The sequence below is a fragment of the Arthrobacter sp. NicSoilB8 genome, assembly GCF_019977355.1.
In the GTDB taxonomy this organism is placed as follows: Bacteria; Actinomycetota; Actinomycetes; order Actinomycetales; family Micrococcaceae; genus Arthrobacter.
The window spans coordinates 1,748,180-1,772,559 of the sequence record NZ_AP024655.1; the positions used below are offsets into that span (position 1 = coordinate 1,748,180).

The 24,380-nt window shown below is 67.4% G+C and carries 18 protein-coding genes and 1 pseudogene; 15 read left to right on the plus strand and 4 right to left on the minus strand.

Translation table 11 applies throughout. The features are described from left to right. Positions 1-61: 61 nt before the first annotated feature. Positions 62-2,242 (minus strand): PASTA domain-containing protein, encoded by a 2,181-nt coding sequence (locus tag LDO15_RS07805; protein ID WP_223985649.1) that lies wholly within the window; start codon positions 2,240-2,242, stop codon positions 62-64. A 119-nt stretch (positions 2,243-2,361) separates the two neighbouring features. After that, entirely contained in the window at positions 2,362-3,765 is a 1,404-nt protein-coding gene (locus LDO15_RS07810) for a lytic transglycosylase domain-containing protein (RefSeq protein ID WP_223985651.1), read from the minus strand. A 309-nt stretch (positions 3,766-4,074) separates the two neighbouring features. Between LDO15_RS07810 and LDO15_RS07815 the strand changes: the two genes are divergently transcribed. After that, positions 4,075-4,428 (plus strand): Rv2175c family DNA-binding protein, encoded by a 354-nt coding sequence (locus tag LDO15_RS07815; RefSeq protein ID WP_223985653.1) that lies wholly within the window; start codon positions 4,075-4,077, stop codon positions 4,426-4,428. A 238-nt stretch (positions 4,429-4,666) separates the two neighbouring features. Here the strand turns inward: LDO15_RS07815 and LDO15_RS07820 are convergent, their stop codons facing one another. Both LDO15_RS07820 and LDO15_RS07825 read right to left on the minus strand, forming a co-directional pair. Further along, positions 4,667-5,761, minus strand: a complete 1,095-nt coding sequence (locus tag LDO15_RS07820) for a polyprenyl synthetase family protein (protein ID WP_223985655.1) — start codon at positions 5,759-5,761, stop codon at positions 4,667-4,669. After that, a complete protein-coding gene (locus LDO15_RS07825; protein ID WP_223985657.1) occupies positions 5,758-6,285 on the minus strand; it encodes a hypothetical protein in 528 nt (175 codons plus the stop codon). Before LDO15_RS07825 ends, LDO15_RS07820 begins: the two co-directional genes overlap by 4 nt. 361 nt (positions 6,286-6,646) lie before the next feature. Between LDO15_RS07825 and dinB the strand changes: the two genes are divergently transcribed. From dinB to LDO15_RS07895, 14 genes and pseudogenes are all read left to right on the plus strand, one after another. Next, complete coding sequence (gene dinB / locus LDO15_RS07830; RefSeq protein WP_223985659.1) at positions 6,647-7,807, plus strand: DNA polymerase IV; 1,161 nt, start codon at positions 6,647-6,649, stop codon at positions 7,805-7,807. Positions 7,808-8,110: 303 nt separating this feature from the next. Next, a complete protein-coding gene (locus tag LDO15_RS07835; RefSeq protein ID WP_223985661.1) occupies positions 8,111-8,482 on the plus strand; it encodes a DUF3040 domain-containing protein in 372 nt (123 codons plus the stop codon). 401 nt (positions 8,483-8,883) lie between these two features. After that, positions 8,884-9,312: a division/cell wall cluster transcriptional repressor MraZ gene (gene mraZ, locus LDO15_RS07840; RefSeq protein WP_090956633.1), complete on the plus strand. Its 429-nt coding sequence runs from the start codon at positions 8,884-8,886 to the stop codon at positions 9,310-9,312. Between the two features lie 197 nt (positions 9,313-9,509). After that, complete coding sequence (gene rsmH / locus LDO15_RS07845) at positions 9,510-10,508, plus strand: 16S rRNA (cytosine(1402)-N(4))-methyltransferase RsmH (protein ID WP_223985664.1); 999 nt, start codon at positions 9,510-9,512, stop codon at positions 10,506-10,508. Then, a complete protein-coding gene (locus LDO15_RS07850) occupies positions 10,505-11,194 on the plus strand; it encodes a hypothetical protein (protein ID WP_223985667.1) in 690 nt (229 codons plus the stop codon). The genes rsmH and LDO15_RS07850 overlap by 4 nt, the downstream gene beginning before the upstream one ends. A 45-nt stretch (positions 11,195-11,239) precedes the next feature. Next, positions 11,240-13,042 (plus strand): penicillin-binding protein 2, encoded by a 1,803-nt coding sequence (locus LDO15_RS07855; protein WP_223985670.1) that lies wholly within the window; start codon positions 11,240-11,242, stop codon positions 13,040-13,042. Positions 13,043-13,191: 149 nt separating this feature from the next. After that, positions 13,192-14,850, plus strand: a complete 1,659-nt coding sequence (locus LDO15_RS07860; protein ID WP_223985672.1) for a UDP-N-acetylmuramoyl-L-alanyl-D-glutamate--2,6-diaminopimelate ligase — start codon at positions 13,192-13,194, stop codon at positions 14,848-14,850. Between the two features lie 6 nt (positions 14,851-14,856). Next, positions 14,857-16,467: a UDP-N-acetylmuramoyl-tripeptide--D-alanyl-D-alanine ligase gene (gene murF / locus LDO15_RS07865; protein ID WP_223985675.1), complete on the plus strand. Its 1,611-nt coding sequence runs from the start codon at positions 14,857-14,859 to the stop codon at positions 16,465-16,467. Further along, positions 16,464-17,573, plus strand: a complete 1,110-nt coding sequence (gene mraY / locus LDO15_RS07870) for a phospho-N-acetylmuramoyl-pentapeptide-transferase (RefSeq protein ID WP_223985678.1) — start codon at positions 16,464-16,466, stop codon at positions 17,571-17,573. Before murF ends, mraY begins: the two co-directional genes overlap by 4 nt. Continuing rightward, positions 17,555-19,156 carry a UDP-N-acetylmuramoyl-L-alanine--D-glutamate ligase gene (murD, locus tag LDO15_RS07875; protein WP_223985681.1) on the plus strand — a complete coding sequence of 534 codons (1,602 nt, stop codon included), beginning with the start codon at positions 17,555-17,557 and terminating at the stop codon, positions 19,154-19,156. The genes mraY and murD overlap by 19 nt, the downstream gene beginning before the upstream one ends. A gap of 149 nt (positions 19,157-19,305) precedes the next feature. Continuing rightward, positions 19,306-20,481: pseudogene (ftsW, locus tag LDO15_RS07880) on the plus strand (putative lipid II flippase FtsW); the annotation flags it as partial. A gap of 298 nt (positions 20,482-20,779) precedes the next feature. Further along, complete coding sequence (gene murG, locus LDO15_RS07885; RefSeq protein WP_223985684.1) at positions 20,780-21,955, plus strand: undecaprenyldiphospho-muramoylpentapeptide beta-N-acetylglucosaminyltransferase; 1,176 nt, start codon at positions 20,780-20,782, stop codon at positions 21,953-21,955. Then, positions 21,952-23,352 carry a UDP-N-acetylmuramate--L-alanine ligase gene (murC, locus tag LDO15_RS07890; RefSeq protein ID WP_223985686.1) on the plus strand — a complete coding sequence of 467 codons (1,401 nt, stop codon included), beginning with the start codon at positions 21,952-21,954 and terminating at the stop codon, positions 23,350-23,352. Before murG ends, murC begins: the two co-directional genes overlap by 4 nt. Next, positions 23,345-24,358: an FtsQ-type POTRA domain-containing protein gene (locus LDO15_RS07895; RefSeq protein ID WP_223985688.1), complete on the plus strand. Its 1,014-nt coding sequence runs from the start codon at positions 23,345-23,347 to the stop codon at positions 24,356-24,358. Before murC ends, LDO15_RS07895 begins: the two co-directional genes overlap by 8 nt. Positions 24,359-24,380 lie beyond the last annotated feature (22 nt).

Consider the following 24,380-nt stretch of genomic DNA (forward strand, 5'->3'; position numbering starts at 1 on the left):
GGTCAGCCTGGCGGAGCTATTTTGTGCGGTGAGCCGGCTTTAGGCGGAGCGACGACTTCGGTCAGACCACGGTCAGCGTGACGACCGAGCCTTCCGGGACGCTCGTGTTCACCGGATCCTGGGCGCGGACGGTGCCGAAGAAGCCGCCCAGGATATTGTCGACCTGGACCTTGAAGCCGAGTTCCTCGAGGGCTTTCTGGGCTTCCGAGGCTTGTTTCCCGATGAAGCTTGGCACCTCGACGAGCCTCGGGCCCTTGGAGATGATGAGGGTGACCGAGCCGCCCTTGGTCAGGTTGCCGGAGGCCGGGTCCTGAGCCACCACAGCGCCCTTCGGGACGCTCCGGTCATTGACGGTCTCCGGGGAGACCACGGCCTTCAGGCCGGCAGCCTCGAGGGCCTTGACCGCGGCACCCTGCTCCTGGCCGCGCACATCCGGAACCGGAATGGGCTGCGGGCCCTTGGAGACCGTCAGGGCCACGGGCGTCCCGTGCTTGACGGGGTTTCCACTGCGCGGCGCCTGGGCCAGGACAGTCCCGGCGGGCGCCGACTCGTCGAACGTCTCGGTAATCGGGCCGAGAGCCATCTCGGCGCCGTTGAGGGCGGTTTTGGCCTCATCCAGGGTCTTTCCGGTGAGCTCCGGCAGCGGGAACAGCTGCGGGCCCTTGGAGACGGCAAGTGAGACGGGCTGGAATTTCCGGATGACCTCGCCGGCAGTCGGCTCTGAGCCGACCACGAGGCCCGGCGAAACGTTGTCATCGAACACGTCCTTGACGGTCGATTGGAACCCAGCCGTGCGGAGCAGGTCCTGGGCCTCGGCAACCGTCTTGTTGGCCACCGGGGGAATCGTTCCGGGCGAGCCCGGCCCCATGCCGAAGAACCAGCCGGCGACGGCGGCGAGCAGCGCCGCGACCACGAGCAGGACAATCCACAGCAGCCCGCGGCGTCGGGGGTTTCCTTCGTGCAGGGTCTTGGTGGGCGTGGCAGCGGCGCGCTGGCGCGCCTTCTCCTCGTCCCGGTCCAGCTTGCGCTGGGCACGCTTGCTGGGGGCAACCGCAACCTCGCCGGCATCGTCGTACCCGGCAGGGCTCCGGTAGGCCGCCTCGTCCGGAGCGGACAACGGTCCGTAGGCAGGACGCTGCGGGGCACTGGACATCACCGTGGTCGGGTTGCCGTTGTTGCGGGCGATCATTTCGGTGGGCCGTTGCAGGCTGCCGACCGCCTCGGTGGGCTGCTGGAACCTGCCGTACGTTTCGGTGGGCATTTCAGAAGGAGCTGGCACATAGGCGGTTTCCCGCGCGTCCGACGCCGGGACCGGGCCGCCGGGCGGGCGGGCCGGCGGGGCGGCCACGGCGGGCAGCGCGCTGCGAACCGCGGCCGGCGGCTGGAGGTCGAGTTCGGCGTCGCTGAGGTTGGTCCTGATGTGCCGGAGTTCGCTCAGGAGCGCGTTCCCGTCGACGGGGCGCTTGTCAGGGTCCCTGTCCGTGCACCATTGCACGAGTTCGTCGATTTCCGCGGCCAGCCCCGGCACCTCCGCGGAGGGGGCGTCCACGGTGGAATTGACGTGCTGGTAGGCGACCTGGATGGGCACCTCGCCGTCGAACGGCTGACGGCCGGTGATCATTTCGTAGAGCATGATCCCCACCGAGTAGATGTCGCTGCGGGCATCAGCCTGCTTGCCCAGGACGAGCTCGGGGGAGAGGTAGGCGACGGTCCCGATCAGGGCGCCGGTGCTCGTTGACGTCGAGATGGCGCGTGCCAGTCCGAAGTCGCCGAGCTTGATCCGCCCGTCGTCGGCGATTAGGACGTTTTCCGGCTTGATGTCCCGGTGGATCATTCCGGCGGCGTGCGCGGCGCCCAGGCCCTCAACCACCGGGTCGATCAGCGCCAGGGCCAGCCGCGGTGACAGGGCACCCTTGTCATTGAGGACGTCCCGCAGCGTGTGTCCCTTGATGTACTCCATGACGAGGTAGGCGAGGCGCCCGTCCTCGCCCTGGTCCAGGACGCCCACTACGTGGGGGTGGGAGAGCCGGGCGGCCGCTTTGGCTTCGCGCCCCAGCCGGTCCAGGAACTGGGGGTCGTCGGCAAGATGGGGGTGCAGCACTTTCAGCGCGACATCGCGCTCAAGGCGCTGGTCCGTGGCGAGGTACACGGTGGACATCCCGCCGCGGGCAAGCCTGGATTGAACCTGGTAGCGGTTGTCCACCAGGTTCCCGACGAGAGCGTCCGACACGTATTCCTGCACCTTACAATCGTAGTCGCTGGACAGAAACGGGCCCGAATCAACATGCGATCCGGGCCCGTAGCGTCACGCTCCGCTGTGCTGGAGCCTGTGGTGGAGCAGTATTTGGTGCCGGTGTCCGGTTAGCGGAACAGCTGCCGGTTGGCCTTGATGGAGGCCACGTACGCCTTGGTGTCCTCAAACATGCCGTTCTGGCTGACCGAGTACTGGCCCTGGTAATAGCCGGCAATGGCGCTGTCCAGGTCGGGGCTCGTGCCGACCAGCTGGCGGATGATCGCGACGCCTGCCGTGGCGTTGTCATACGGATCCAGCAGGTTCAGCTTGCGGCCCACGAGGTCCGAGGCCCACTCGCCGGAGGACGGGATGACCTGCATGGTGCCGATGGCATTGGCCGGGGACACCGCCCGCTGGTCGAAGCCGGATTCCTGGAGCGCGAAGGCCAGGGCCAGGCTGGAGTCCAAGCCCATGCGCCGTGCCGTGTCCGCCACAATGGACTTCATCTGCTCGCGGGTGGGGACCGGAGAAGCGTTGAGCAGGGCCTTGTTCTGGTTGGCCGAGCTGACCACGGCTGCCGGGTAGCTGAACCCGAGGAACGTGCTGGGCACAAGCGGCGTGGTCGCAGCAGGATTGCTTGACGCGGGTGCGATCGTCGATGCGCCGGGGATGGCGAGCTTCTGCCCCGGGTAGATGATGCTGGACATCGTCAGCCGGTTGGCGGACAGAATGTCCGAGAGCCGGACGCCGTTGCGTGCCGCGATGCCGGAGAGGGTGTCGCCGGCCTTGATGGTGTAGGAACCGGATGCGGCCGACGTCGACGGCGTTGCGGGTGCCGTCGTGGTCGCCGCGGGAGCGGACGGAGCCGGAGCGCTGGAGCCGCCGCCGACCTTGACCTTCTGGCCGGGGTAGATGATGGAGCCCATATTGAGCCCGTTCCACTTGAAGACCTCGGAAAGCCCGACGCCGTGGCGGGCCGCGATGGCGCCCAGGGTGTCGCCTGCCTTCACGACGTAGACGCGGCTTCCGCCACCGGCGGAATTAACAGAAGCGGTCGTGACAGAAGCGGAACTCGCCGGTGCGGCCGGAGCCGCCGGCGTCGTCGCCGAGCCTGTGAGCTTGATCTTCTGCCCCGGGTAGATGATGGTGTTCGCCTGCAGCTTGTTCAGCTTGAGCACGGCGTAGGTGTCCAGGCCGTACCGGCCGGCCACGGCGCTGATGGTGTCGCCGCGGGCGATCGTGTATTCGGCGGGAACGGCCGGCTTCGCCGGACGCAACGCCGCGGGCAGGGTTGCCGGCACGGACGCCGCGGGGATCACTGCAGCCTTCAGGGACGTTGCCACGTCCGCAGTGGCCTGGGCCCGCATGGCCGCCGCGAGGGTTGCCGGGATAGCGCGCGCACGCGATTCGGCCGCGGCAGGCTGGGCGATCGCCAGGGAGGAAAGCACGACGGCGGGAAGCGCCGCCGTCGTCGCCGCGATCAGCGGCAGGCTGGGCCTCGGGTGATGCTGTGGCGAACGTGAGGTTGTCATTGGAAAGATCCTCTTCTCAGCGGCAACGCTGCGGTCAGGCCGGTACAACTGGTGTTACCAGTGTGACAAAAGTTATTGCTGTTACAAATGTGATCTAAGTGAATGTCTCATGAATTGGCAATTAGCACAAGAACCGTTTGATATTCCGTAAAGCCGTTTTCGGCGGAGTGTCGGCCGGCCGGCGTCCCGGCAGAGTCCCTGATGGACCGGAGGGCATTCCCCGGAGGACCGGCGCGCCTGCGGCCGCGGCCGTCATTTCCACGGCCGCCGACTAGGCGCCGGGGCATCGGGCGTGGCAATCTTTATCCCGTGAGTAATGTAGAAAGCCTCGTGGGCGAATGGCTGCCCCTGCCCGATGTCGCACAGCTTCTGAACGTATCTATTACCAAGGTCCATGCACTTCTGGACGAGCGTGCACTGGCGGCCCTGAGAATCGGTGACCGGCGCATCCGGTCCATACCGGCGGCTTTCATCCAGGACGGCCACGCAGTGGAGAGCCTGAAGGGCACCATCATTGTCCTTTCCGACGCCGGATACTCGGACGAGGAACTGATTACCTGGCTCTTCACCCCGGACGAGTCCCTCCGCGGCCGGCCGATCGACGCCCTGCGGGAAGGGCGCAAGACCGAAATCCGCCGCAGGGCACAGTCCCTGGCCTGGTAGGAAACCGGCTGGTAGGAAACCGGCTGGTAGGAAGCCTGCCGGCGGCAATGACAGCCGGCAGCACCCCTAAGACGTGCCGTTTGCGGGCCGTGTACAGCGCATGCGCTGTACACGGCCCGCGGTGTTTTCGTTCTGCTTTTCGCGCGCTGCCTTCGCATATTGGTTTCGCAAGCCGGGAGTCCTGCCCGGTTGCGGGCGCCCGGCCTGTCTGCAGGGCCGGGTGCCCCGGATGTTTGGGTCAGGCGGCGCGGCTGACAGTTGCCTCTGCCAGCTTGCGGAGCGCCGTCTTGGGCAGCTCCTCCAGCGGCAGGAGGTCCAGGGCGGCGAAGGCCGCCTTCCCGAACTCATCTATCAGGACCTCAGTGGCCTGCAGCGCGCCGCAGTCCACGATGATCCGCCGGATCTCCTCAATGTCCGCATCGCTGAGATCGGGGCTGCCCAGCTTGGCGTCGATGAACTCCGATTCGGCCGGCGCGGCCTGATCCAGGGCAAATGCCACCAGAACCGTGCGCTTGCCCTCGCGCAGATCGTCCCCGGCAGGTTTTCCGGTAGTGACGGGGTCGCCGAAGACGCCAAGGACGTCGTCCCGCAGCTGGAACGCCTCACCCAGCGGCAGTGCGAAGGCGGAATAGCCGCGCAGCAGCTCGTCGCCGGCGCCGGCCAGGGCGCCGCCGAGCGCGAGCGGATGCTCCGTGGAGTACTTGGCCGATTTGAACCTGATAATGGATTGGGCCCGGCTGACCGCGCCTGCCCGGTCCCGCCGGGGCCCGGCAACTTCCTCCAGGATATCCAGGTACTGCCCGGCCATCACCTCGGCTCGCATGAGGTTGAAGATCAGCCGTGCCGGGCTGCCGGAGGCCGCACGGTGGCCGATTTCCGTGAAGGATTCCTCGCTGAAGGACAAGCAGAGGTCCCCGGTCAGGATGGCGGCCGCGTGGCCGAACCGTTCGCTGTCCAGCGCCCAGCCCTGCGTCTCGTGCAGTTCGCTGAAGCGGCGGTGGACGCTGGGGCCGCCCCGGCGGGTATCCGAGCGGTCAATGATGTCATCGTGGATCAGGGCCGCGGCCTGGAACAGCTCGAGGGCCGAGCCGGCAGTCACCACCTCGGCCGCTCCGGCCTCACCGCCGGCGCCGCGCCAGCCCCAGTAGCACATGAGGGCCCGGAGGCGCTTTCCACCCGTGACCAGGTTCGAGATCGAGCCCATGAGCGGATCGATGTCCTGTGAGATTGAGGACATGACAGCCTGGCGCGTGGTCAGGAAATCTGTGAGCTTGCCGGCGACGGCGGCCACGAAGGCTGCCTGCTCGAGCCGCAGCTGTTCGGCGAGAGTCACTTGACGGACTCGGCAGCGACGTTCGCGCCGATCGTGAAAGTGGACACTCCTGTTGTCTCCATCACGGAGATGTTCACGGTTTCGTTGTCCCCGCGGAGGAAGTCTTTGGAGGGCACGGTGCCAACGGTTTCACCCGGTACGGCCTTGAAGCCCTGTGCCTCCAGCGCCTTGGTATAGAAGGCCAAAACATTGGCGGCGGGGCCGGTGATGCTGCCGACGAGTGCCACGGTGGCCGGCACGGTGGTCTTGTCAAAACTGCTGGACACCACCTTGGCCCCGGGCATGAGCGGCAGCAGGGCCTGCGGGAAACCGGGGACCAGGGCGCCGACCGTGGCCGAAGTGCCGGGCTCCGCAGAAGGGCTTGGGGGAGCGGTGGTGGAGGACTGCGGCGATGCGGACGAGGTCGACGCCGACGACGCCCCCGGGGTCCCGGTGCTGGCAGGCGTGCATGCGGCCAAGGCCAATAACGTGGCCGCCGCCGCGATGGCCGCTGCGGCACGTTTGCGCTGTCCAAATACCTTCACAGGGATTTTCCTCCTGGTGTTGACGCGGAATCAGCCTCCAGTTTAGTCAGTCCCCGGGCATAGGATTGAAGACGTGGGGCCGGACGCAGAGAAACAGCCGAGAGTACGGCCAGAAGTACAGTCAGAAGCAGTGCCGGAAGCAGGGCTGGAAGCAGGGCCGGAAGCAGGGCCGGAAGCAGGGCCGGAAGCAGGGCCGAGAGAAGAACAGAGAGTACCGCCAACTGTGCGCGCCGATATGCAGCCCCAGACGCCCGGGCGGCCCCATATCCAGCCTGGTCTCCCGAACTCTCGCCAACCGGATCTTCCGTCCCACGGACGGCTCAGCGAGGAATCCCTGCGGGAACTCCGGCGCAGCAGCATCATGCACGTTGACATGGACGCGTTCTTTGTCTCGGTGGAGCTGCGCAGCCGCCCCGAGCTGAAGGGGAAGCCCGTGATTGTGGGCTATCCGGCGGACCGGTCCGTGGTGCTCTCCGCCTCCTACGAGGCCCGGGCATTCGGTGTCAGGTCAGCGATGCCCATGGTGGTCGCGGCACGCATGTGCCCCTCAGCGGTCATCATTGAGCCCCGCCACAAGCTCTACTACGAAGTGTCCGGCCAGATCATGGCCATCTTTGGTTCCATTACCGATCTCGTGGAGCCGCTCAGCGTCGATGAGGCCTTCCTGGACGTCGGAGGAGCCATCCGGCGGCTCGGTCCGCCGCGTGAGATCGGAGAACTGATCCGGGCACGGGTTTTCCGGGAACTGGGAATCACGGCGTCGGTGGGGATCGCGGCGAGCAAATTTGTGGCCAAGATCGCGTCGACGCGTTGCAAACCCGACGGACTTCTCCTGATCCGGCCCGAGGAAACGGTCCCATACCTGCACAGCCTGCCCGTCAGCGCGCTGTGGGGAGTAGGGGGCAAGACGGTAGAGGTGCTTGCCCGGCGGGGTATCCGCACGGTCGCTGATGTCGCCGCCTCACCCCTGCCCTCGCTCCGGAAGCTCCTAGGTGCCGCGGGGGAGCATGTCTACCAGCTTTCGTGGGGCATCGATCCGCGGCCCGTGACGCCCGTCCGGCTGGAAAAGAGCATCGGGGCCGAGGAAACCTTCGCCACGGATACCGCCGATGACGCCCTGCTGCATCGGGAACTGCTGCGGCTTTCGCACCGGACGGCCGAACGCCTCCGCGGTGCGGGCATGCATGCCCGCACCATTGCGCTCAAGCTGCGCTACGCGGATTTTTCCACCATTACCCGCAGCCGCACCGTGAGCACCCCGATCGACAGCGCCCAGCTGCTCTACGCCGTCGCAGTACAGCTCCTGGAATCCGTGGGCGACAGGCCCATGACAGTGCGGCTCGTGGGCATCCGGGCGGAACAGCTGGAAGAGGCCGCTGACGCGCCGCTGCAGCTCAGCCTGGACCGCCGGGACGATAATTGGCGGGCCGCTGAACAAGCCCTCGATGCGGTCACCCGGAAATTCGGCAACAAATCAGTTTTGCCCGCACGGCTCCTGGATCCCGGGGCCACCACCGAATGAGTCGGCAGGGTCTTGTCGGCCCTCAATTTACGGCCCTGTCAAGGCCCGGCGGGCCGGGACAGGGCCTTAAGACTGTCTTTCAGAACGGGCCGCGACAATCTATCCTTATTAATACCTAGGTTTAGGACGACTGGATCGACAGCTGAGGCAAAGATCCGGCGAGCTGAGGGCCGGCACGGGACTATTGAATTGCCCCTTTTCGCCAATGACGGCGATGGGGAACCACTTCGGAATCCCGGGCGTTAGGGGATTAGGGCAATGGCCACGTCATGAGACGACGATGGCAGACTTGAGGAGGTCGTGATGCCGCTCTCGGAGCACGAACAGAAGTTGCTGGAGCAACTTGAGAAGCAGCTGCATGAAGACGATCCCAAGTTCGCCAGTTCCATGGGATCGGTCCCCGGGCGATCTTGGTCCACCCGCCACCTCGTCATCGGCGTGCTCGCCACTCTCGCAGGCGTGCTGCTGTTGCTAGTGGGTGTGTCTATGCAGAACATCTTTGTCGGGGTTCTTGGCTTTGTGGTCATGGGCGCCGGCGTGTATTTCGCCACAATGCGCAGTTCGGCGGTCGGCAAGGCCAAGGCAGCCGGCGGGCGCAAGCAGGGCAAACCCCGGAGTTCGTTTATGAGCAACCTTGAGCAGCGCTGGGACGAACGGCACCGGGGCGAACCTTAAACTGCTCCACGAGGGATTCGCAGACCTCCACTTCCCGCCACCGGTTCACCGGGGGACGGCTCGAGACCCGCTTAGGCGGGTCTTTCGCCTTTTAAGCGGCAATTTTCCCCTGTCCGGGACAAATCAGGGCCACGCCGAGGAATTCTTTCGCGCCGGCGCAGGGTCCGCAGCCTGGATCGGCGACGGCGGTCGCCGCAAGGACTCAAAAGCGCTCCACTTTCCCCCACCAATCCCATCTCCTTGCAAATGCTGGGAAGAAAGGCGATTAACATCCGCATATTTGTCCAAACATCCCGGGCGTGTCGTTGACTGTGGAGCGATGTGGAGTAATGTGGAGGGCGTAAGAGGGTAGTGGCAGCGCAGGGGACGTTTGACTTCCTAGAACAGACAGGCGGTGGGCCGTGTTTCTCGGCACACATTCGCCACGTCTGGACGAAAAAGGTCGGATTATCCTCCCTGCGAAGTTCCGCGAGGAACTTGCAAGCGGGCTGGTTCTCACAAGAGGCCAGGAGCGTTGCATCTACGTCTTCAGTGAGGCGGAATTCGGCCGGGTTCACGAGCAGATGCGGGAGGCTCCAATTTCCTCCAAGCAAGCACGTGACTACATCCGTGTTTTCCTCTCTGGAGCCTCGGACGAGGTACCTGACAAGCAGGGGCGCGTGACGATTCCGCCGGCGCTCCGGGAGTACGCAGGTCTAGGCCGGGAACTCGCCGTCATTGGCGCAGGGTCCCGGGCGGAGATCTGGGACGCCCAGGCCTGGAGTGAGTACCTGGCCGAAAAGGAAACCGCCTTCTCGGAGACCGACGACGCAATCCCGGGGATTCTCTGAATTCCCGCCGATAAACAGCACACAACGTTCCTTGATCGAGATCTCCAGCCGCCCATCCGGCTGCTGTCCTGGCTCACTTCCCCGGAGCCAGGCCGGCGCAGGGTAGGCGCGGATGGGGATCTGGACCAAGGAATGTTGCTTAAGAGCCTCAGCCAGCTACGCGTAACCAACAAACTCGCCAACGAAAGGACGAAGGCATGACGGATCCCGACCAGGCGAAGCCTACGTCCGAACGCCATGTACCGGTCCTCAAGGATCGGTGCATCAATTTGTTGGCCCCTGGTTTCGAAGCTGCCCGGAGCAGAGGCGAGACTCCGGTGGTCATCGATGCCACGCTCGGCATGGGCGGCCATTCCGAGGCCCTCCTCCAGCGTTTTGAAGACCTTCACCTGATCGGCATCGACCGCGACGAGGAGGCACTGGCCTTGGCGGGGGAGCGGCTGAAGCCCTTCGCGGACCGGATCGATCTTGTCCACGCCGTCTACGACGAAATCCCGGACGTCCTTGAGGACCTGGGCTTCACCGAAGTCCACGGTGTGCTCATGGACCTTGGCGTCTCTTCCCTTCAACTGGACGAACGGGAGCGCGGCTTCGCCTACTCCTTTGACGCCCCGCTGGACATGCGAATGGACACGAGCCGCGGCCAGACCGCGGCCGACGTCGTCAACAACTACAGCGAAGAGGACCTTGTCCGGATCATCCGGAAATGGGGCGAGGAAAAGTTCGCCGGCCGCATCGCGAACAGGATTGTTGCCGCGCGCGCCGACAAGCCCTTCACCACTACCGGGGAACTCGTCGAACAGATCCGTTCCGTGGTGCCCGCGGGTGCCGCCAAGTCCGGCGGACATCCCGCCAAGCGCACGTTCCAAGCACTCCGGATCGAGGTCAACGAGGAACTGGACGTGCTCGAGCGTGCCATCCCGGCAGCGATCGAGGCCATCGCAGTAGGCGGCCGCGTCGTGGTCATGTCCTACCACTCCCTTGAAGACAAGATCGTCAAGGGCTTCTTCCAAGCCGGATCGAAGTCCTCCGCCCCGCTCGGCTTCCCGGTCGAGCTCGAAGAGCACAAAGCCGAACTCAAAACCCTGACGAAGGGCACCGAGGTGCCCACCGCCGCTGAAATCGCTGAAAACCCCCGCGCAGCTTCCGCCCGGCTGCGCGCCGTCGAACGCATCAAAGCCAGGAGAGCAGCATGAGCAACGCCGCAGTCAACAGCTATCCCGTTGCCCAGGGCGCCACTGCCCGCGCCCTGCCCGGCATCCGCCCCGGCACCGGTCCTGCCCGGAAGTCACGCACTCCGCTGTCGCTGGTCCGCTCGGCACCCCGCAAGCGCCGCGCGCCATTCGTCGTCCTCTGCTTCGGACTCCTGGCGGTTGCCCTCATGGCCGTGCTGGTGCTGAACATCTCCGTCTCCTCCGCGCAGTACCAGCTGGTCCAGCTCCGCAGTGAGCAGACCACCCTGACCAAGCAGAATCAGGACCTCACCCAGCAGGTGCAGAATTTCGACGCCCCGCAGAACCTCGCCGCCAAGGCCACAGAACTGGGCATGGTGGCGTCCCTCGCCAAGGGCCAGATCGACCTCTCCACCCTGAGCGTCACCGGCAAGGCCAAGCCAGCCGTCAAGGGCGACGCCCCGGGCGCCGTCATCGCCGCACCGGCCGTCGCCGGGCAGCGCACCGTCGTGCCGCCGGCCGCTGGAAACGATCCGCTCGCCCAGCGCAAAGCGGCGGACACGACGGCGGACACGAAGCAGGCGGACACGAAGCAGGCGGACACGAAGCCGGCTCCGGCAGACGCCGCACCCGCACGGCCCGCAGCCCCCGCCGTCGAACTCCACGGCGGATCGGTGCCGGCCCCCGCACAGAAGGTGCCCGGGCAGTAACGTTCACTGACCAACCACCAGCAAGGCAAGCAGCAAGGACTCACCGTGGCGCAGAACACCGGCAAGGCAAGCAAGGCGAAAGCCCCAAACGCCACCCGGCGGCTCCGCTGGGGGCTCGGCATCATGCTGACGCTCCTGCTGGTGGTCGGCGGCAAGCTGTTCATGGTCCAGGGGCTGGACGTCGGGGGCATGGCAGAAGCCGCGCTCAATAACCGGCTCACTCCGATCGAGCTGCCCGCGGAGCGCGGCAGTATCCTCGATTCCTCCGGTACGGTCCTGGCCAGCAGCGTCATCCGCTACAACATCGTGGTGGACCAGACGGTCAACACCAAGACTGATTCCTTCCGCCGGCTCGAAACCGTCAATGGCAAGGACGAACTCGTCAAGGTCACCAGGGACCAGGGCATCTCCGAGCTGGCCGGCGTGCTCGGCATGGACCGGGACGCGCTGCGCGAGGCCCTGACCGGAACCCAGCGGTATTACATCGTGGCCAAGGATTTGAAGCCCGACGTCGAAGACAAGGTCTCCAAGCTGCAGATTCCCGGCATCGTCACCGAAGGCACCAGCAAGCGGGTCTATCCCAACGGTTCCGTGGCCGGCGGAATTGTCGGGTTCCTCAAAGACGGCACCACCGGGCAGGCGGGGCTCGAGCAGACCCAGGACGAGATCCTCAAGGGAACGCCTGGCAAACGCGTGTTCGAGATCGGCGCCGACGGACTGCGCATCCCTGTGGGCGTGGACGAGCTGACGCCGGCGATCAACGGCAAAGACATCAAGCTCACGCTGAACTCTGACCTGCAGTACTTCTCCCAGCAGGCGATCCAAAGCCAGAAGGACAAGCTCGGCGCCGAATGGGGCGTGATCGTGGTCTCCGACGCCAAGACCGGCAACATCATCGCCATGGCGGACACCGACGCCCCGGATCCCAACGACCCCGGCAAGGTTGCCGCCCAGGACCGCGGCGTCCGGGCCGTCACCGCCTCCTACGAGCCGGGGTCGGTGGAGAAGATGATCACGGCCGCGGCCGTGATCGAAGAGGGGAAGTCCAGCCCGCTGGATACCTTCACCATTCCGCCCACCTACACCGTGGACGGGCAGACCTTCAGTGACGCGTTCGAACACGGCACCGAGCAACGGACGCTGGCTGGCATCGTCGGCTATTCCATGAATACCGGGACGGTCATGGTGGGCCAGCGCCTGAGCAAGGAACAGCGCTATGGCTGGCTGCAGAAGTTCGGCATCGGCGACGCCCCCGACATCGGCCTTCCGGCCGAGTCCAAGGGCATCCTGACTCCGGCCGACCAATGGGACGGCCGCCAGCAGTACACCGTGCTCTTCGGCCAGGGCGTCGCCCAATCCACCCTCCAGACCGTCCGGGCCTACCAGAGCATCGCCAACGACGGCGTGATGCTTCAGCCGCGGCTGATTGACAGCTACATCAACCCGGACGGAACCGAGGAAAAAGTCCCGGCCAAGGACCCGCAGCAGGTGGTCAGCAAGGAGACCGCGAAGCAGGTCCGCGACATCCTGGAGAGCGCCGTGACCGAAGGCGAGATCAAGGAGGCAGCGATCGACGGGTACCGGGTAGGTGCCAAGACGGGCACCTCCGAATCGCCCTGCGATGACGGCAAATCCGGCTTCTGCGGCTTTACTGCCTCGATCATCGGAATGGCGCCCATGGACGATCCGCGGTTTATTGTGGAGGTGGTCCTGCAACGGCCCAAGGGAAGCATCTACGGAATCACCAACGGACCGGTGTTCCGTTCGGTGATGAGCCAGACACTGCGCACGTTCAACGTCCAGCCCTCCACCGGCGAACCCGTCCGGCTGCCGCAGTACGCCAAGTAGCCCCTTTTCCGCCCGGCACCCGGACGTCACAATCCGGCGCCCAACCACAGTGCCTGCGGGCCGGAGCATGTCTCCGTGCGCAGCGCCCCATCCACGCAGTTCCCGACCCAAACAGTGCCCGACCCACTAGCACCACAACGGAGATCCACTTGTCAGAGCTCACCGCCCCCGACGCTTCCGCGCCGTCCGGCCACGACTCGACCCCGGGCTTCCGGCCCACTGCGGTTGCCGCAGTGCCGCTGGCAGTCATCGGTGAGTCGATCGGCGTCGTCGTTCCCGGGGCCTCCAGTTCCGTCCCGGTCACCGGGATCTCCCTGAACTCCCGGGCGGTCCACCCGGGGGACCTCTACGTAGCCCTGCCGGGCGCCACCCGGCACGGGGCCGACTTCGTCTCGCAGGCCGTCGACGCCGGCGCTGTCGCCGTCCTGACGGACGATGCCGGAGCGCGCCTGCTGGCGCTCTCCAACGACATCCCCGTCCCCGTGCTGCTCGCCGAAGAGCCGCGCAGCGTGGTCGGACGGCTGTCGGCACTGATCTACCAGAGCCGGCCCGAGGGCGCCGCGGCGCCCGCCTTGTTCGGGGTGACGGGCACCAACGGCAAGACCACCACCACGTACTTCATCAATTCCCTGCTTCGGGCGCTGGGCAAGCGGACCGGGCTGATCGGGACCATTGAGATCCTTGCAGGCGGCGAGCCGATTCCCAGCCTGCTCACCACTCCCGAATCCACGGACGTGCACGCCCTGCTTGCGCTCATGCGGGAGCGCGGGCTCGATGCCGCGTCCATGGAAGTTTCATCGCACGCCGTGTCCTTCCACCGCGTGGACGCCGTGGTCTTCGACGTCGCCGGATTCACGAACCTCACCCAGGACCACCTGGACCTGCACGGAACCATGGAGGAGTACTTCCAGACCAAGGCCCGGCTGTTCACCCCGGAACGCGCCCGGGCCGCCGTCGTGACCGTGGATGATGCCTGGGGCCGGAAGCTCGCGGCCGCCGCGAAAATCCCCGTCACGACCCTCGCCACGGCCGGCGGTCACGACGCCGACTCGGCCGCCGGCGGGACCGCTGACTGGTCTGTGGTCCAGACAACCCCGCGGGGACTCGGCACCGACTTCGTCCTCCGGCACCGCGACGGCGCCGAGCTGCGCGTCCACACCGGCCTGCCGGGGGGCTTCAACGTCGCCAACGCAGCCCTCGCCACCGTCATGGTGCTCGCCGGCGGCCACGACCATGCTGCCGTGCAGGCCGCCCTCGACGCAGGAGACCCCTTCACCGTGGCCGTGCCCGGCCGGATGCAGCTCGTGTCCACGGCCCCGGCGGCCGTGGTGGACTTCGCCCACAACCCCGACGCCCTGGCCCGGGCCCTCGAAGCCGTGCGATCCCCGGAACCCGGGTCCAGGGTGATCATTGTTTTCGGCGCCACCGGACAGCGCGACCAGGGCAAACGCCCCGCCATGGGCGCCATCGCGGCCCGGCTGGCCGACACCGTGATTGTCAGCGACGACGACCCCCACGACGAGGACGCGGCAGCCATCCGAGCGGACGTCCTTGCCGGGGCCCGGGCCGCCAAGGACAGCGAAGGCCTGGACTGCACGGTCCTGGAAGTCTTCCCGCGCGACGCAGCAATTCTCAAGGCCGTGGAGCTCGCCGCACCGGAAGACGTCATCCTCGTCGCCGGCCGGGGCCACGAGGTGTGGCAGGAGGTCAAAGGAGTCAACCTGTCCCTCGATGACCGCGTGGAGCTCCGGAACGCCTTGACAGCACGGGGATTCACCGTTCTCGAAGACCACCGGATAGAGTCCTAAACCGAGATGATTGCACTTACAGCGGCGGAAATCGCCGACATAACCAACGGCCGGCTGGCCGCGGAACCGGGCATCAGCCCCACCTCCGTGGTGACCGACTCCCGCGAAGCCACGGCGGGATCCCTCTATGTGGCCAAGCCGGGGGAGAGCGCCGACGGCCATGATTTCGTCGCCGCCGCCTTTGACCGGGGCGCTGTCCTGGCGCTCGTGGAGCGCGACGTCGCCGACGCCGCCGGGGCAAACTACCCCGCCGTCGTGGTCGAGGACGCCGTCCTCGCCATGGGCGCACTGGCCGCCGAAACGGTCCGCCGGATCCGCGCCCGCCGCGCGGCCGCCGGCGCCGCCTTCACCGTCATCGGCATTACCGGCTCCGCCGGCAAGACCACCACCAAGGACCTGCTGGCCGGAATCTTCGCCGCCGCCGGCGCCGAAGGCACCACCGTGGCCCCGCAGGGGTCCTACAACGGCGAAGTCGGAGTCCCGCTCACCGTCTTCAAGGCCGACTACGACACCCGCTACCTCGTCATCGAGATGGGCGCCACGGGAATTGGCCACATCCAGTACCTTGCGGACATGGTCCGGCCGGAGATCGGCGTCGTCCTTGGCGTCGGCACCGCCCATGCCGGGGAGTTCGGCGGCATCGACAACATCGCCATCGCCAAGGGCGAACTCGTCGAGGCGCTCCCGGCCAGCGGCACCGCCGTGCTTAACCTGGACGACGCCCGCGTCGCCGCGATGGCCGCCCGCACCCGGGCCCGTGTGCTCGGCTACACTTCCGGCGCTGCCGGCATAGGCCAGGACCACAGCGGCCAGGCGGACGCGGCCCATGCCGATGTGGTGAGGGCTGCCGTGGTGAGGGCTGAGGGCGTAGAGCTGAACGCCGCAGGCCACCCCGAATTTGAGCTCTACCTGCCCGGCGACCCCGCCCCGCAGGGAACAAAACAGCAGGGAACAACACAGCAAGGGACAACACAGCACCACGTCACCGCGAAGCTGATCGGTGCCCACCACATCGCCAACCTCCTCGCGGCCGCCGCCGCCGCGCACGCGGCCGGCATCCCGGGCGCCCGGATCGCGGCCTCCCTCAGCGCCCAGAGCGCTGCCAGCCGGTGGCGGATGGAGCGCACGGAGCGCCCCGACGGCGTGACCGTCATCAACGACGCCTACAACGCCAACCCGGAGTCCATGCGGGCGGCGCTGCGGACGCTGGCCGAGCTGGGCCAGGGCCGCCGCACCTGGGCTGTCCTGGGCGCCATGCTTGAACTTGGCCCGGATTCCATCCGCGAGCACATGGCCGTCGGCACCCAGGTGGTGCGCCTGAACATTTCGCGTCTGGTCGTGGTGGGCCGGGAGGCCCGTTCGCTGTATGTCTCCGCTGTCAACGAAGGCTCGTGGGGCGATGAATGCGTCTTCGCGGAGACCGCGGAGGAGGCCTACGAGCTCCTCCAGGCCGAGCTCCGGCCGGGCGACCTGGTCCTGTTCAAGTCATCGAACGGCATCGGGCTACGCCATTTGGGGGATCGGATAGCATTACCCCCACAAGCCCCCCAAAACACTCCCGAGCGACCTGCTGAGGGACCTGCCGCAACCGCCACCGAAGGGAGTGCACAGCTGTGATTGCACTGCTGATGGGCGCCGGAATGGCGCTGTTCCTCGCGTTCGCGGGCACCCCCCTGTTCATCCGGTTCCTGGTCCGCAAGGGCTACGGACAATTCATCCGCGACGACGGACCCACGTCCCACCACACCAAGCGAGGCACGCCCACCATGGGCGGCGCCGTCGTGGTCGTGGCGGTTCTCGTCAGTTACGGGCTCACTCACCTGATCATGTGGCTCATGAACCCGCACTCCCCGGGGCCGAGCGTTTCCGGGCTGCTGCTGTTGTTCCTCATGGTGGGCATGGGGCTTGTGGGCTTCCTGGACGACTTCATCAAGATCTCCAAGCAGCGCAGCCTGGGGCTGAACGCCAAGGCCAAGCTGATCCTCCAGGCCGCCGTCGGCATCATTTTTGCCGTGCTTGCGCTGAACTTCCCGAACTCCGCAGGCCTGACGCCCGCCTCCACCCAGATCTCGCTGGTGCGCGATATTCCCTGGCTCAACCTGGCCTTTGCCGGCACTGTGCTTGGCGCCATCCTGTTTGTCCTGTGGTCCAACCTGATCGTCACCGCCGCGACCAACGGCGTGAACCTCACCGACGGTCTCGACGGCCTGGCCGCCGGCGCCTCGGTCATGGTGTTCGGCGCCTACACGCTCATGGGCATCTGGCAAAGCAACCAGGCCTGCGGGTCCCCGCGGCAGGCAGGCAGCGGCTGTTACTCGGTCCGCGACCCCCTGGACCTGGCCCTGCTGGCCGCCATCCTCAGCGCGGCAATGGTCGGCTTCCTGTGGTGGAATACCTCGCCCGCAAAGATCTTCATGGGCGACACCGGGTCCCTGGCGATCGGCGGCGCCGTCGCAGCCTTCGCCATTCTCTCCCGCACCGAACTGCTGCTGGCCTTCATCGGCGGCCTCTTCGTGCTCATCACCCTCTCGGTCATCATCCAGGTGGGCTACTTCAAACTCACCAAGGGCAAACGGTTCTTCAAGATGGCACCGCTGCAGCACCACTTCGAACTCAAAGGCTGGGCGGAAGTGACGGTGGTGGTCCGGTTCTGGATCCTCTGCGGCCTGTTCGTCGCCGCCGGCCTGGGCATCTTCTACGCAGAATGGGTGGTACTCCTGTGACTGGCCCCATCCCCGCCCCGCTCACCACGTCGCCCCGGCTGGAGGGGCTCACCACCTGGGATTCGGACTGGTCCGGCCTCCGCGTCGTGGTTACGGGCATCGGTGTCTCCGGCTTCTCCGCCGCCGATACCCTGATCGAACTCGGCGCCCGGGTGGTGGTGGTTGACGCCGCCACCAGTGCCAAGGCGTTGGCCCAGGCAGACACGCTCCGGATCGTCGGCGCGGCCGACGTCCTGCTGGGCGAAGCGGCCGTGGAGTCCGTCCCCAAGATCGACGGGCAAAAGCCGGACCTCGTGGTCACGTCGCCGGGCTGGCGCCCGGACCAGGCCTTGCTCGCTGCAGCCGCACGCGCACACATCCCGGTGTGGGGCGACGTCGAACTCGCCTGGCGGCTCCGCGAACGAAAAGGCCGCAAAACTGCGGACTGGCTGACCATCACCGGCACCAACGGCAAGACCACCACGGTGGGCCTGACCGAGTCGATGCTCCAGGCGGCCGGGCTCAAGGCGATCGCCGTCGGGAACGTCGGGACCCCCATCCTGGACGCCCTCCGCGACCCCGTGGACTACGACGTCTTCGCGGTCGAACTCTCCAGCTTCCAGCTGCACTGGAGCCACTCCGTGTCACCGCTGGCCAGCGTGTGCCTCAATGTCGCCGAAGACCACGTGGACTGGCACGGCTCCTACGCCTCCTATCTGGCCGACAAGGCCAAGGTCTACGCGAACACGCAAAGGGCGTGCATCTACAACGCCGAGCAGATCGAGACCGAACGCATGGTCGAGGACGCCGATGTTGTCGAAGGCTGCCGGGCCGTGGGCTTCACCACCCTCACACCGGCCATCAGCATGCTCGGCGTCGTGGAAGGACTGCTGGTGGACCGCGCGTTCATCGCCGAACGCAAGGACAGCGCGGCAGAACTCGCCTCGATGTCCGACCTGGGCTCGGCCGCCCCCCGGCACATGGTGGCCAACGCGCTGGCTGCGGCTGCCCTGGTCCGCGCCTACGGGGTGGAGGCGTCCGCGGTCCGCAACGGACTGCTGAACTACCTTCCTGGAGACCACCGGATCCAGCCGGTGGCCCGGCATGCGGGTGTGCTCTGGGTCAACGATTCCAAGGCCACCAACCCGCACGCCGCCTCCGCCGCACTGTCCGCGTTCCAGAACGTGGTGTGGATCGCGGGAGGCCTGTCCAAGGGTGTGAACTACGACTCCCTGATCCAGGAACACGCCCACCGGCTCAAGGCCGTGGTCCTGATCGGAGCGGACTCCAGCGATCTGCAGGCCGCCCTGAAGCGACACGCGCCGGATGTCCCCGTGATCGGGCAGGCGAAGGGCGAGACTGAAGGTGTGCAGACTGCCGGACCGGCCCAAGCCGACGCAGGCCCTTCGCCGATCTTCAGCGAGACTGTGATGGCCCAGGCGGTTGCCTCGGCGGCGCAGCTGGCCGCCTCCGGGGACACTGTGCTGCTGGCACCGGCGGCTGCTTCCATGGATCAGTTCTCTTCCTATGCTCACCGTGGCGATGCCTTCATCGAAGCTGTCCGCGAGCTCGTGGAAGGGCAGGCTCAGACCGGCGAGGAGTAACAGTGGTCAGCACGCCCACACGTACGACGGCGGCACGCCCCGCCAGCGGCGGTGCCGCCGGCGGCAAGATCGCCGGCAGCGGGCCCTCCGGGGGCAAGACCGCCGGGGGCTCGCCGGCCCGCAGGCCGGCCGTCACTCCCGCCGCGAGGGTGCGCACCTGGTACCGCGGATTCTGGTCCGCGCTGGAAGGAACCGGCAAGTCCCGCAACGGATCCACCTATTACCTGATCCTCGGCTCCACCCTGGCGCTGACGGCGATCGGCATCATGATGGTCCTCTCCGCCTCCAGTGTGGAAGCCATAGCCGCGGGGGAGTCACCGTACTCGGCCGCCCTCAAACAGGGCGGATTCGCCGCGATCGGCGTCTTCGCGATGTTTGTCCTCTCTCGAGTCAACGTCATATGGCTCAGGCGCTTTGCCTGGCCGCTCATGATCCTGGCCATTGCGCTGCTCGGCCTGGTCCTCCTGGTGGGGCGCAGCGCCCTGGGCAACCAGAACTGGATCGACGTCGGCCCGTTCACCTTCCAGCCCTCCGAAGCCGCCAAGCTCGCCCTCGCGCTCTGGATGGCGACGGTGCTTGACCGCAAGGCAAAGCTCCTTCACGAATGGCGCCACGCACTCATCCCCGTCGTGGTTCCAGGAGCCATCGCGGTCCTAGGGCTCATTCTCGCTGGAAACGACCTCGGCACGGCGATGATCGTGATGATCATCATCGCCGCCGCGCTGTTCTTCGCCGGCGTCCGGCTCTACCTCTTCGGGATTGCCGGGGCGTTCCTGGCCCTTGGCGCGACCATCCTCGCCGTCACGAGCCCCAACCGGATGTGCCGCATCCTGTCATGGACGGGCCAGACCTGCGCCGACGGCTCCGACCTGAACTACCAGTCCACCAACGGCCTGTACGGGCTCGCGTCCGGCGGGTGGTTCGGCGTCGGACTGGGCCAGAGCCGGCAGAAGTACAGCTGGATCCCGGAAGCGCACAACGACTTCATCTTCGCCATCATCGGCGAGGAACTCGGACTGGTTGGGACGATCGTGGTCCTGGTGCTGTTCGCCATCCTCGGCACCGCCATCTACCGAGTCGTCGTCGCCCAGCAGGACGTCTTCCACCGCGTCCTGGCCGGTGCCATCATGGTGTGGCTCCTGGGCCAGGCCAGCGTCAACATGGCCGTGGTCACCGGGCTGGCACCGGTGATCGGCGTCCCCCTGCCCTTCATTTCCTACGGCGGTTCGGCCCTGTTGATGTCGCTTTGTGCAATCGGCGTGGTCCTGTCCCTGGCCCGGGCGCAGATGGACCCGGGCATGCAGCCGAAGAAGATGCTGAAATTCGGCCCTGCCGCCTTCGCGAATTCCGTGCGAAGCGCCCGGGCTGCGCGGGCCGCCGGCAAGGCATCCAGCCAATCCTCCGGCGCAGCTGCCCGCCCCGCTGCGAACGGCCCCAGGAAGCCTGCCAGGAACCCGGGCGCAAACGGGGCCAGGAACCCTGCCAGGAACCCCGGCGCGGCGGGCGCCGCGACTCCGGCGCGGAACAACGCCAAGAAGCCCGTAACCACGAACCCCGTATCCAAGAACCCCGAATCAAAGAACCCCGCCTCCAAGAACCGCACGAAAGCGTAAACAGCCCTTTATGAACACCGAGTCGCCTTTGTCCGTGGTCCTTGCCGGCGGCGGTACCGCCGGACATATCAGCCCGCTGCTGGCCATCGCCGGCGCCCTCCGGCAGTCGCGGCCCGGAGTGCAGCTTCTGGCTGTCGGCACCCCCGGCGGGATGGAAGCCCGGCTGGTCCCGGCCGCCGGGCTCGATCTGGCCACCATCAGCAGGGTTCCGCTCCCGCGCAGGCCGTCCGCCGACCTCCTCCGGCTTCCCGGCCGGATGGCCGGCGCGGTAAAGCAGGCGGGCTCCATCCTGGATGAAGCCCGGGCCGATGTCCTGGTGGGCGTCGGCGGTTACGTCTGCACCCCGATGTACCTTGCCGCCCGACGCCGGAAGATCCCGATCGTGGTCCACGAGGCCAACACCCGCCCCGGACTGGCAAACCGGGTCGGAGCCCGTCTCGGCGGCCATGTGGCCGTCGCCTTCGCCGCGACCAAGCTCGGCCGCGCGCGGCACGTGGGCATGCCGATGCGCCCGGAAATCTCCGGCCTGGACCGCAGCGCTGCCCGGGCCGGCGCACGGCAGGCGCTCGGGCTGGACCCGGACAAACCTACGCTGATCGTCACCGGCGGCTCCTCGGGCGCCCAGAGCATCAACCGGTCCCTCGCCGCGGCGGTGGGAGCCCTCGCTGACGCCGGCGTGCAGACCCTGCACATCACCGGCCGCGACAAGTCCGTGCACGACGCCGACGGCAAGCCGCTCGCCGCGCCTGGCTACCGGCAGGTGGAGTACGTGGACGGCATGGAAACCGTGTACGCCGCGGCGGACCTGCTGCTGGCCCGGGCCGGCGCCGCCACCGTCTGCGAGGTGGCGGCGGTGGGCGTGCCCGCCGTCTTCGTCCCGCTGCCCATCGGCAACGGCGAACAGGCGCTGAACGCTGCGGGCCTCGTCAACGCCGGCGGCGCCCTGATCGTGGAGGACAAGGCCTTCTCCGCTGACTGGATCCGCGAGAACATCATCCCGCTGCTGCTGGACAAGGACAGGCTGGCCAGGATGGCCGCCAGTTCCGAACACCTGGGCATCCGGAACGCGGACCGGCGTATGGCCGATCTCATCCTGGAAGTCGCGTCCTCCAACCAGGACAGCAGGAACCAGCACAGCACGAACCGGCAGCGCCCGACCCAGCACGGCAGGAAGCAGCAGCAATGACCCAGCCCCAACACGGCACCCGTACCCTGGAATCCCTTGGCCGCGTGCACTTCATCGGCATCGGCGGCGTCGGCATGTCCGCCGTCGCCCGCATCATGGTGGCGCGCGGCATCCCGGTGAGCGGCTCCGACGCCAAAGCACTGCCCGTGATGACGGACCTCGAGGCCGCCGGAGCACGCATTGCCGTTGGCTACGGTCCGGACAACCTCGGCGATGCCCAGACGGTGGTCGCCGGCTCGGCGATCCGGCCCGACAACCCCGAGCTCGTGGCGGCCCGCGACGCAGGGCTCCCGGTGCTGCACCGCTCCGAAGCCCTCGCCGCCACCATGGCTGAGGACACCGTGGTGGCGGTCGCCGGAACGCACGGCAAGTCCACCACGACCTCCATGATCACGGTGCTGCTGCAGGGCGCCGGGCTGGATCCGTCCTTCGCCATCGGCGCCAACGTTCCCGCGCTCGGCGTCAATGCGGCCCACGGCTCCTCTGGGATCTTCGTCGCCGAGGCCGACGAATCGGACGGCTCCTTCCTGAACTACCGCCCCACGATCGCCGTGGTGACCAACGTCGAGCCGGACCACCTGGACTTCTACGGCACCGCCGAGGCCGTCTATGCCTCCTTCGACAGCTTCACGGCGCTGCTCCCGGCCGACGGCGTCCTGGTGGCCTGCGCCGACGACCCCGGCGCCAGGGCCCTCGCAGAGCGCACCCTGGCCCGCGGCAACACCCGCGTGGTCCTGTACGGGACGGCGGAGGACGCCGCCATCCGGCTCCACGACGCAGGACCCGGCCGGCTGGGGATCGCGACGACGGCCGGCACCTTCGGTCTCGACCTCCAGGTTCCGGGCCGGCACAACGCGCTCAACGCCGCGGCCGCGTTCGCCGTCGCGCTCGAACTCGGCGTCGCGCCGGAGACGGCGGCGGCCGCACTGGCGCACTTCTCCGGAGCCTCGCGCCGTTTCGAGTTCAAGGGGGAGGGCCGCGGCGTCCGCGTCTACGACGACTACGCCCACCACCCCACGGAAGTCCGCGCCGCCTTGTCCGCCGCGCGGGCCGTCGCCGGAGAGCACAAGGTGCACGTGCTTTTCCAGCCCCACCTGTTTTCGAGGACCCGCGAATTTGCCCGTGAGTTCGCCGAGGCCCTCAACAGTGCGGACACGGCCCTGGTCCTTGACATCTATCCGGCCCGCGAGGACCCCATTCCCGGCGTCACGAGCGGGCTGATCGCCGAGCACCTCGGGTCCGGGGGCAGCCTTGTCGGCCCCGGCGGGGACGCGGTGCAGGCCGTACTCGCCGCCGCCGCAGCCGGGGACATCGTGCTGACCGCCGGCGCCGGCGACGTCACTGCCTACGGGCCATTGATCGTCGACGCGCTGACGGGAGAGGCAGCCGGTGGCTAGCACCAGGCGCCCCACCTACCGCCGGGGAGCAGGCTCGTCCGCATCCAACCTGTCCGCATCCAACCTGTCCGCATCCAACCCGTCCGCATCCAACCCGTCCCGGGCCGGATCCCGGCCGGCGGCCGGCGGAACCGGCACGGACGTCATTTCGGCATCCAAAAACGCCCCGGACGCCGGGATCGGCCAGGCCAGTAACGGCCAGGCCAGTAGCGGCCAGGCCAGTAGCGGCGCGGACCGGAACGGCCCGTCCCGGAACGGCCCAGGCAGCCCGGACACCTCGCCCGGCAACGTCCTGTCCTTCCCCGAGCCCAAGGGGAAACGCCGCAAGCGCATCCTGCTCAGCACTATCGGCATTGTTGCCGTGCTGATGGCGGGGATCGTCGCGGCCGCCGTCTACTCGCCGGTGCTCGCGTTGCGGACAGTCTCGGTGCAAGGCACCAAGATCGTAAGCCCTGACCAGATCCAGGCCGCGCTCACGCCGCTGCAGGGCAAACCGCTGCCCCAGATCAGCGAGGAGGAGGTCACGGCCCTGCTCAAGCCCCTGGTCCAGGTCAAGGACGTCAGCGCCAAGGCGCTGCCGCCGTCCACCTTGCAGGTGCGCATCACCGAGCGCATTCCCGTGGCCCAGGTCAAGCAGGGCGACACATTCCAGCTGGTGGACGTCGACGGCGTCCAGCTCAGCACCACCAAAGACGCTTCCTCGGTCCCGCTCCCGGTGATCGACGGCGGCGGCGGGACACTGCCGAAGGACCTGTTCCAGGCCATCACGGCGGTGCTCGGAGCGCTGCCGGCGGACGTGCTTGCGCGGCTGTCCAACGCCTCCGCCGCCTCGGCCGACGCCGTCGAACTCAGACTCGTCGACGGGCAGACAATCGTCTGGGGCAACGCGGGGGAGAAGGAGCTGAAGGCCCGGGTCCTCGCGGCCCTCCTGAAAGTCCCGGCGGACCCGAAAAATCCGGTAAAGGTTTACGATGTCAGCGTGCCCCGGCACCCTGTGACGCGGTAGCCGGCGATCGGTTCCGCTGCGG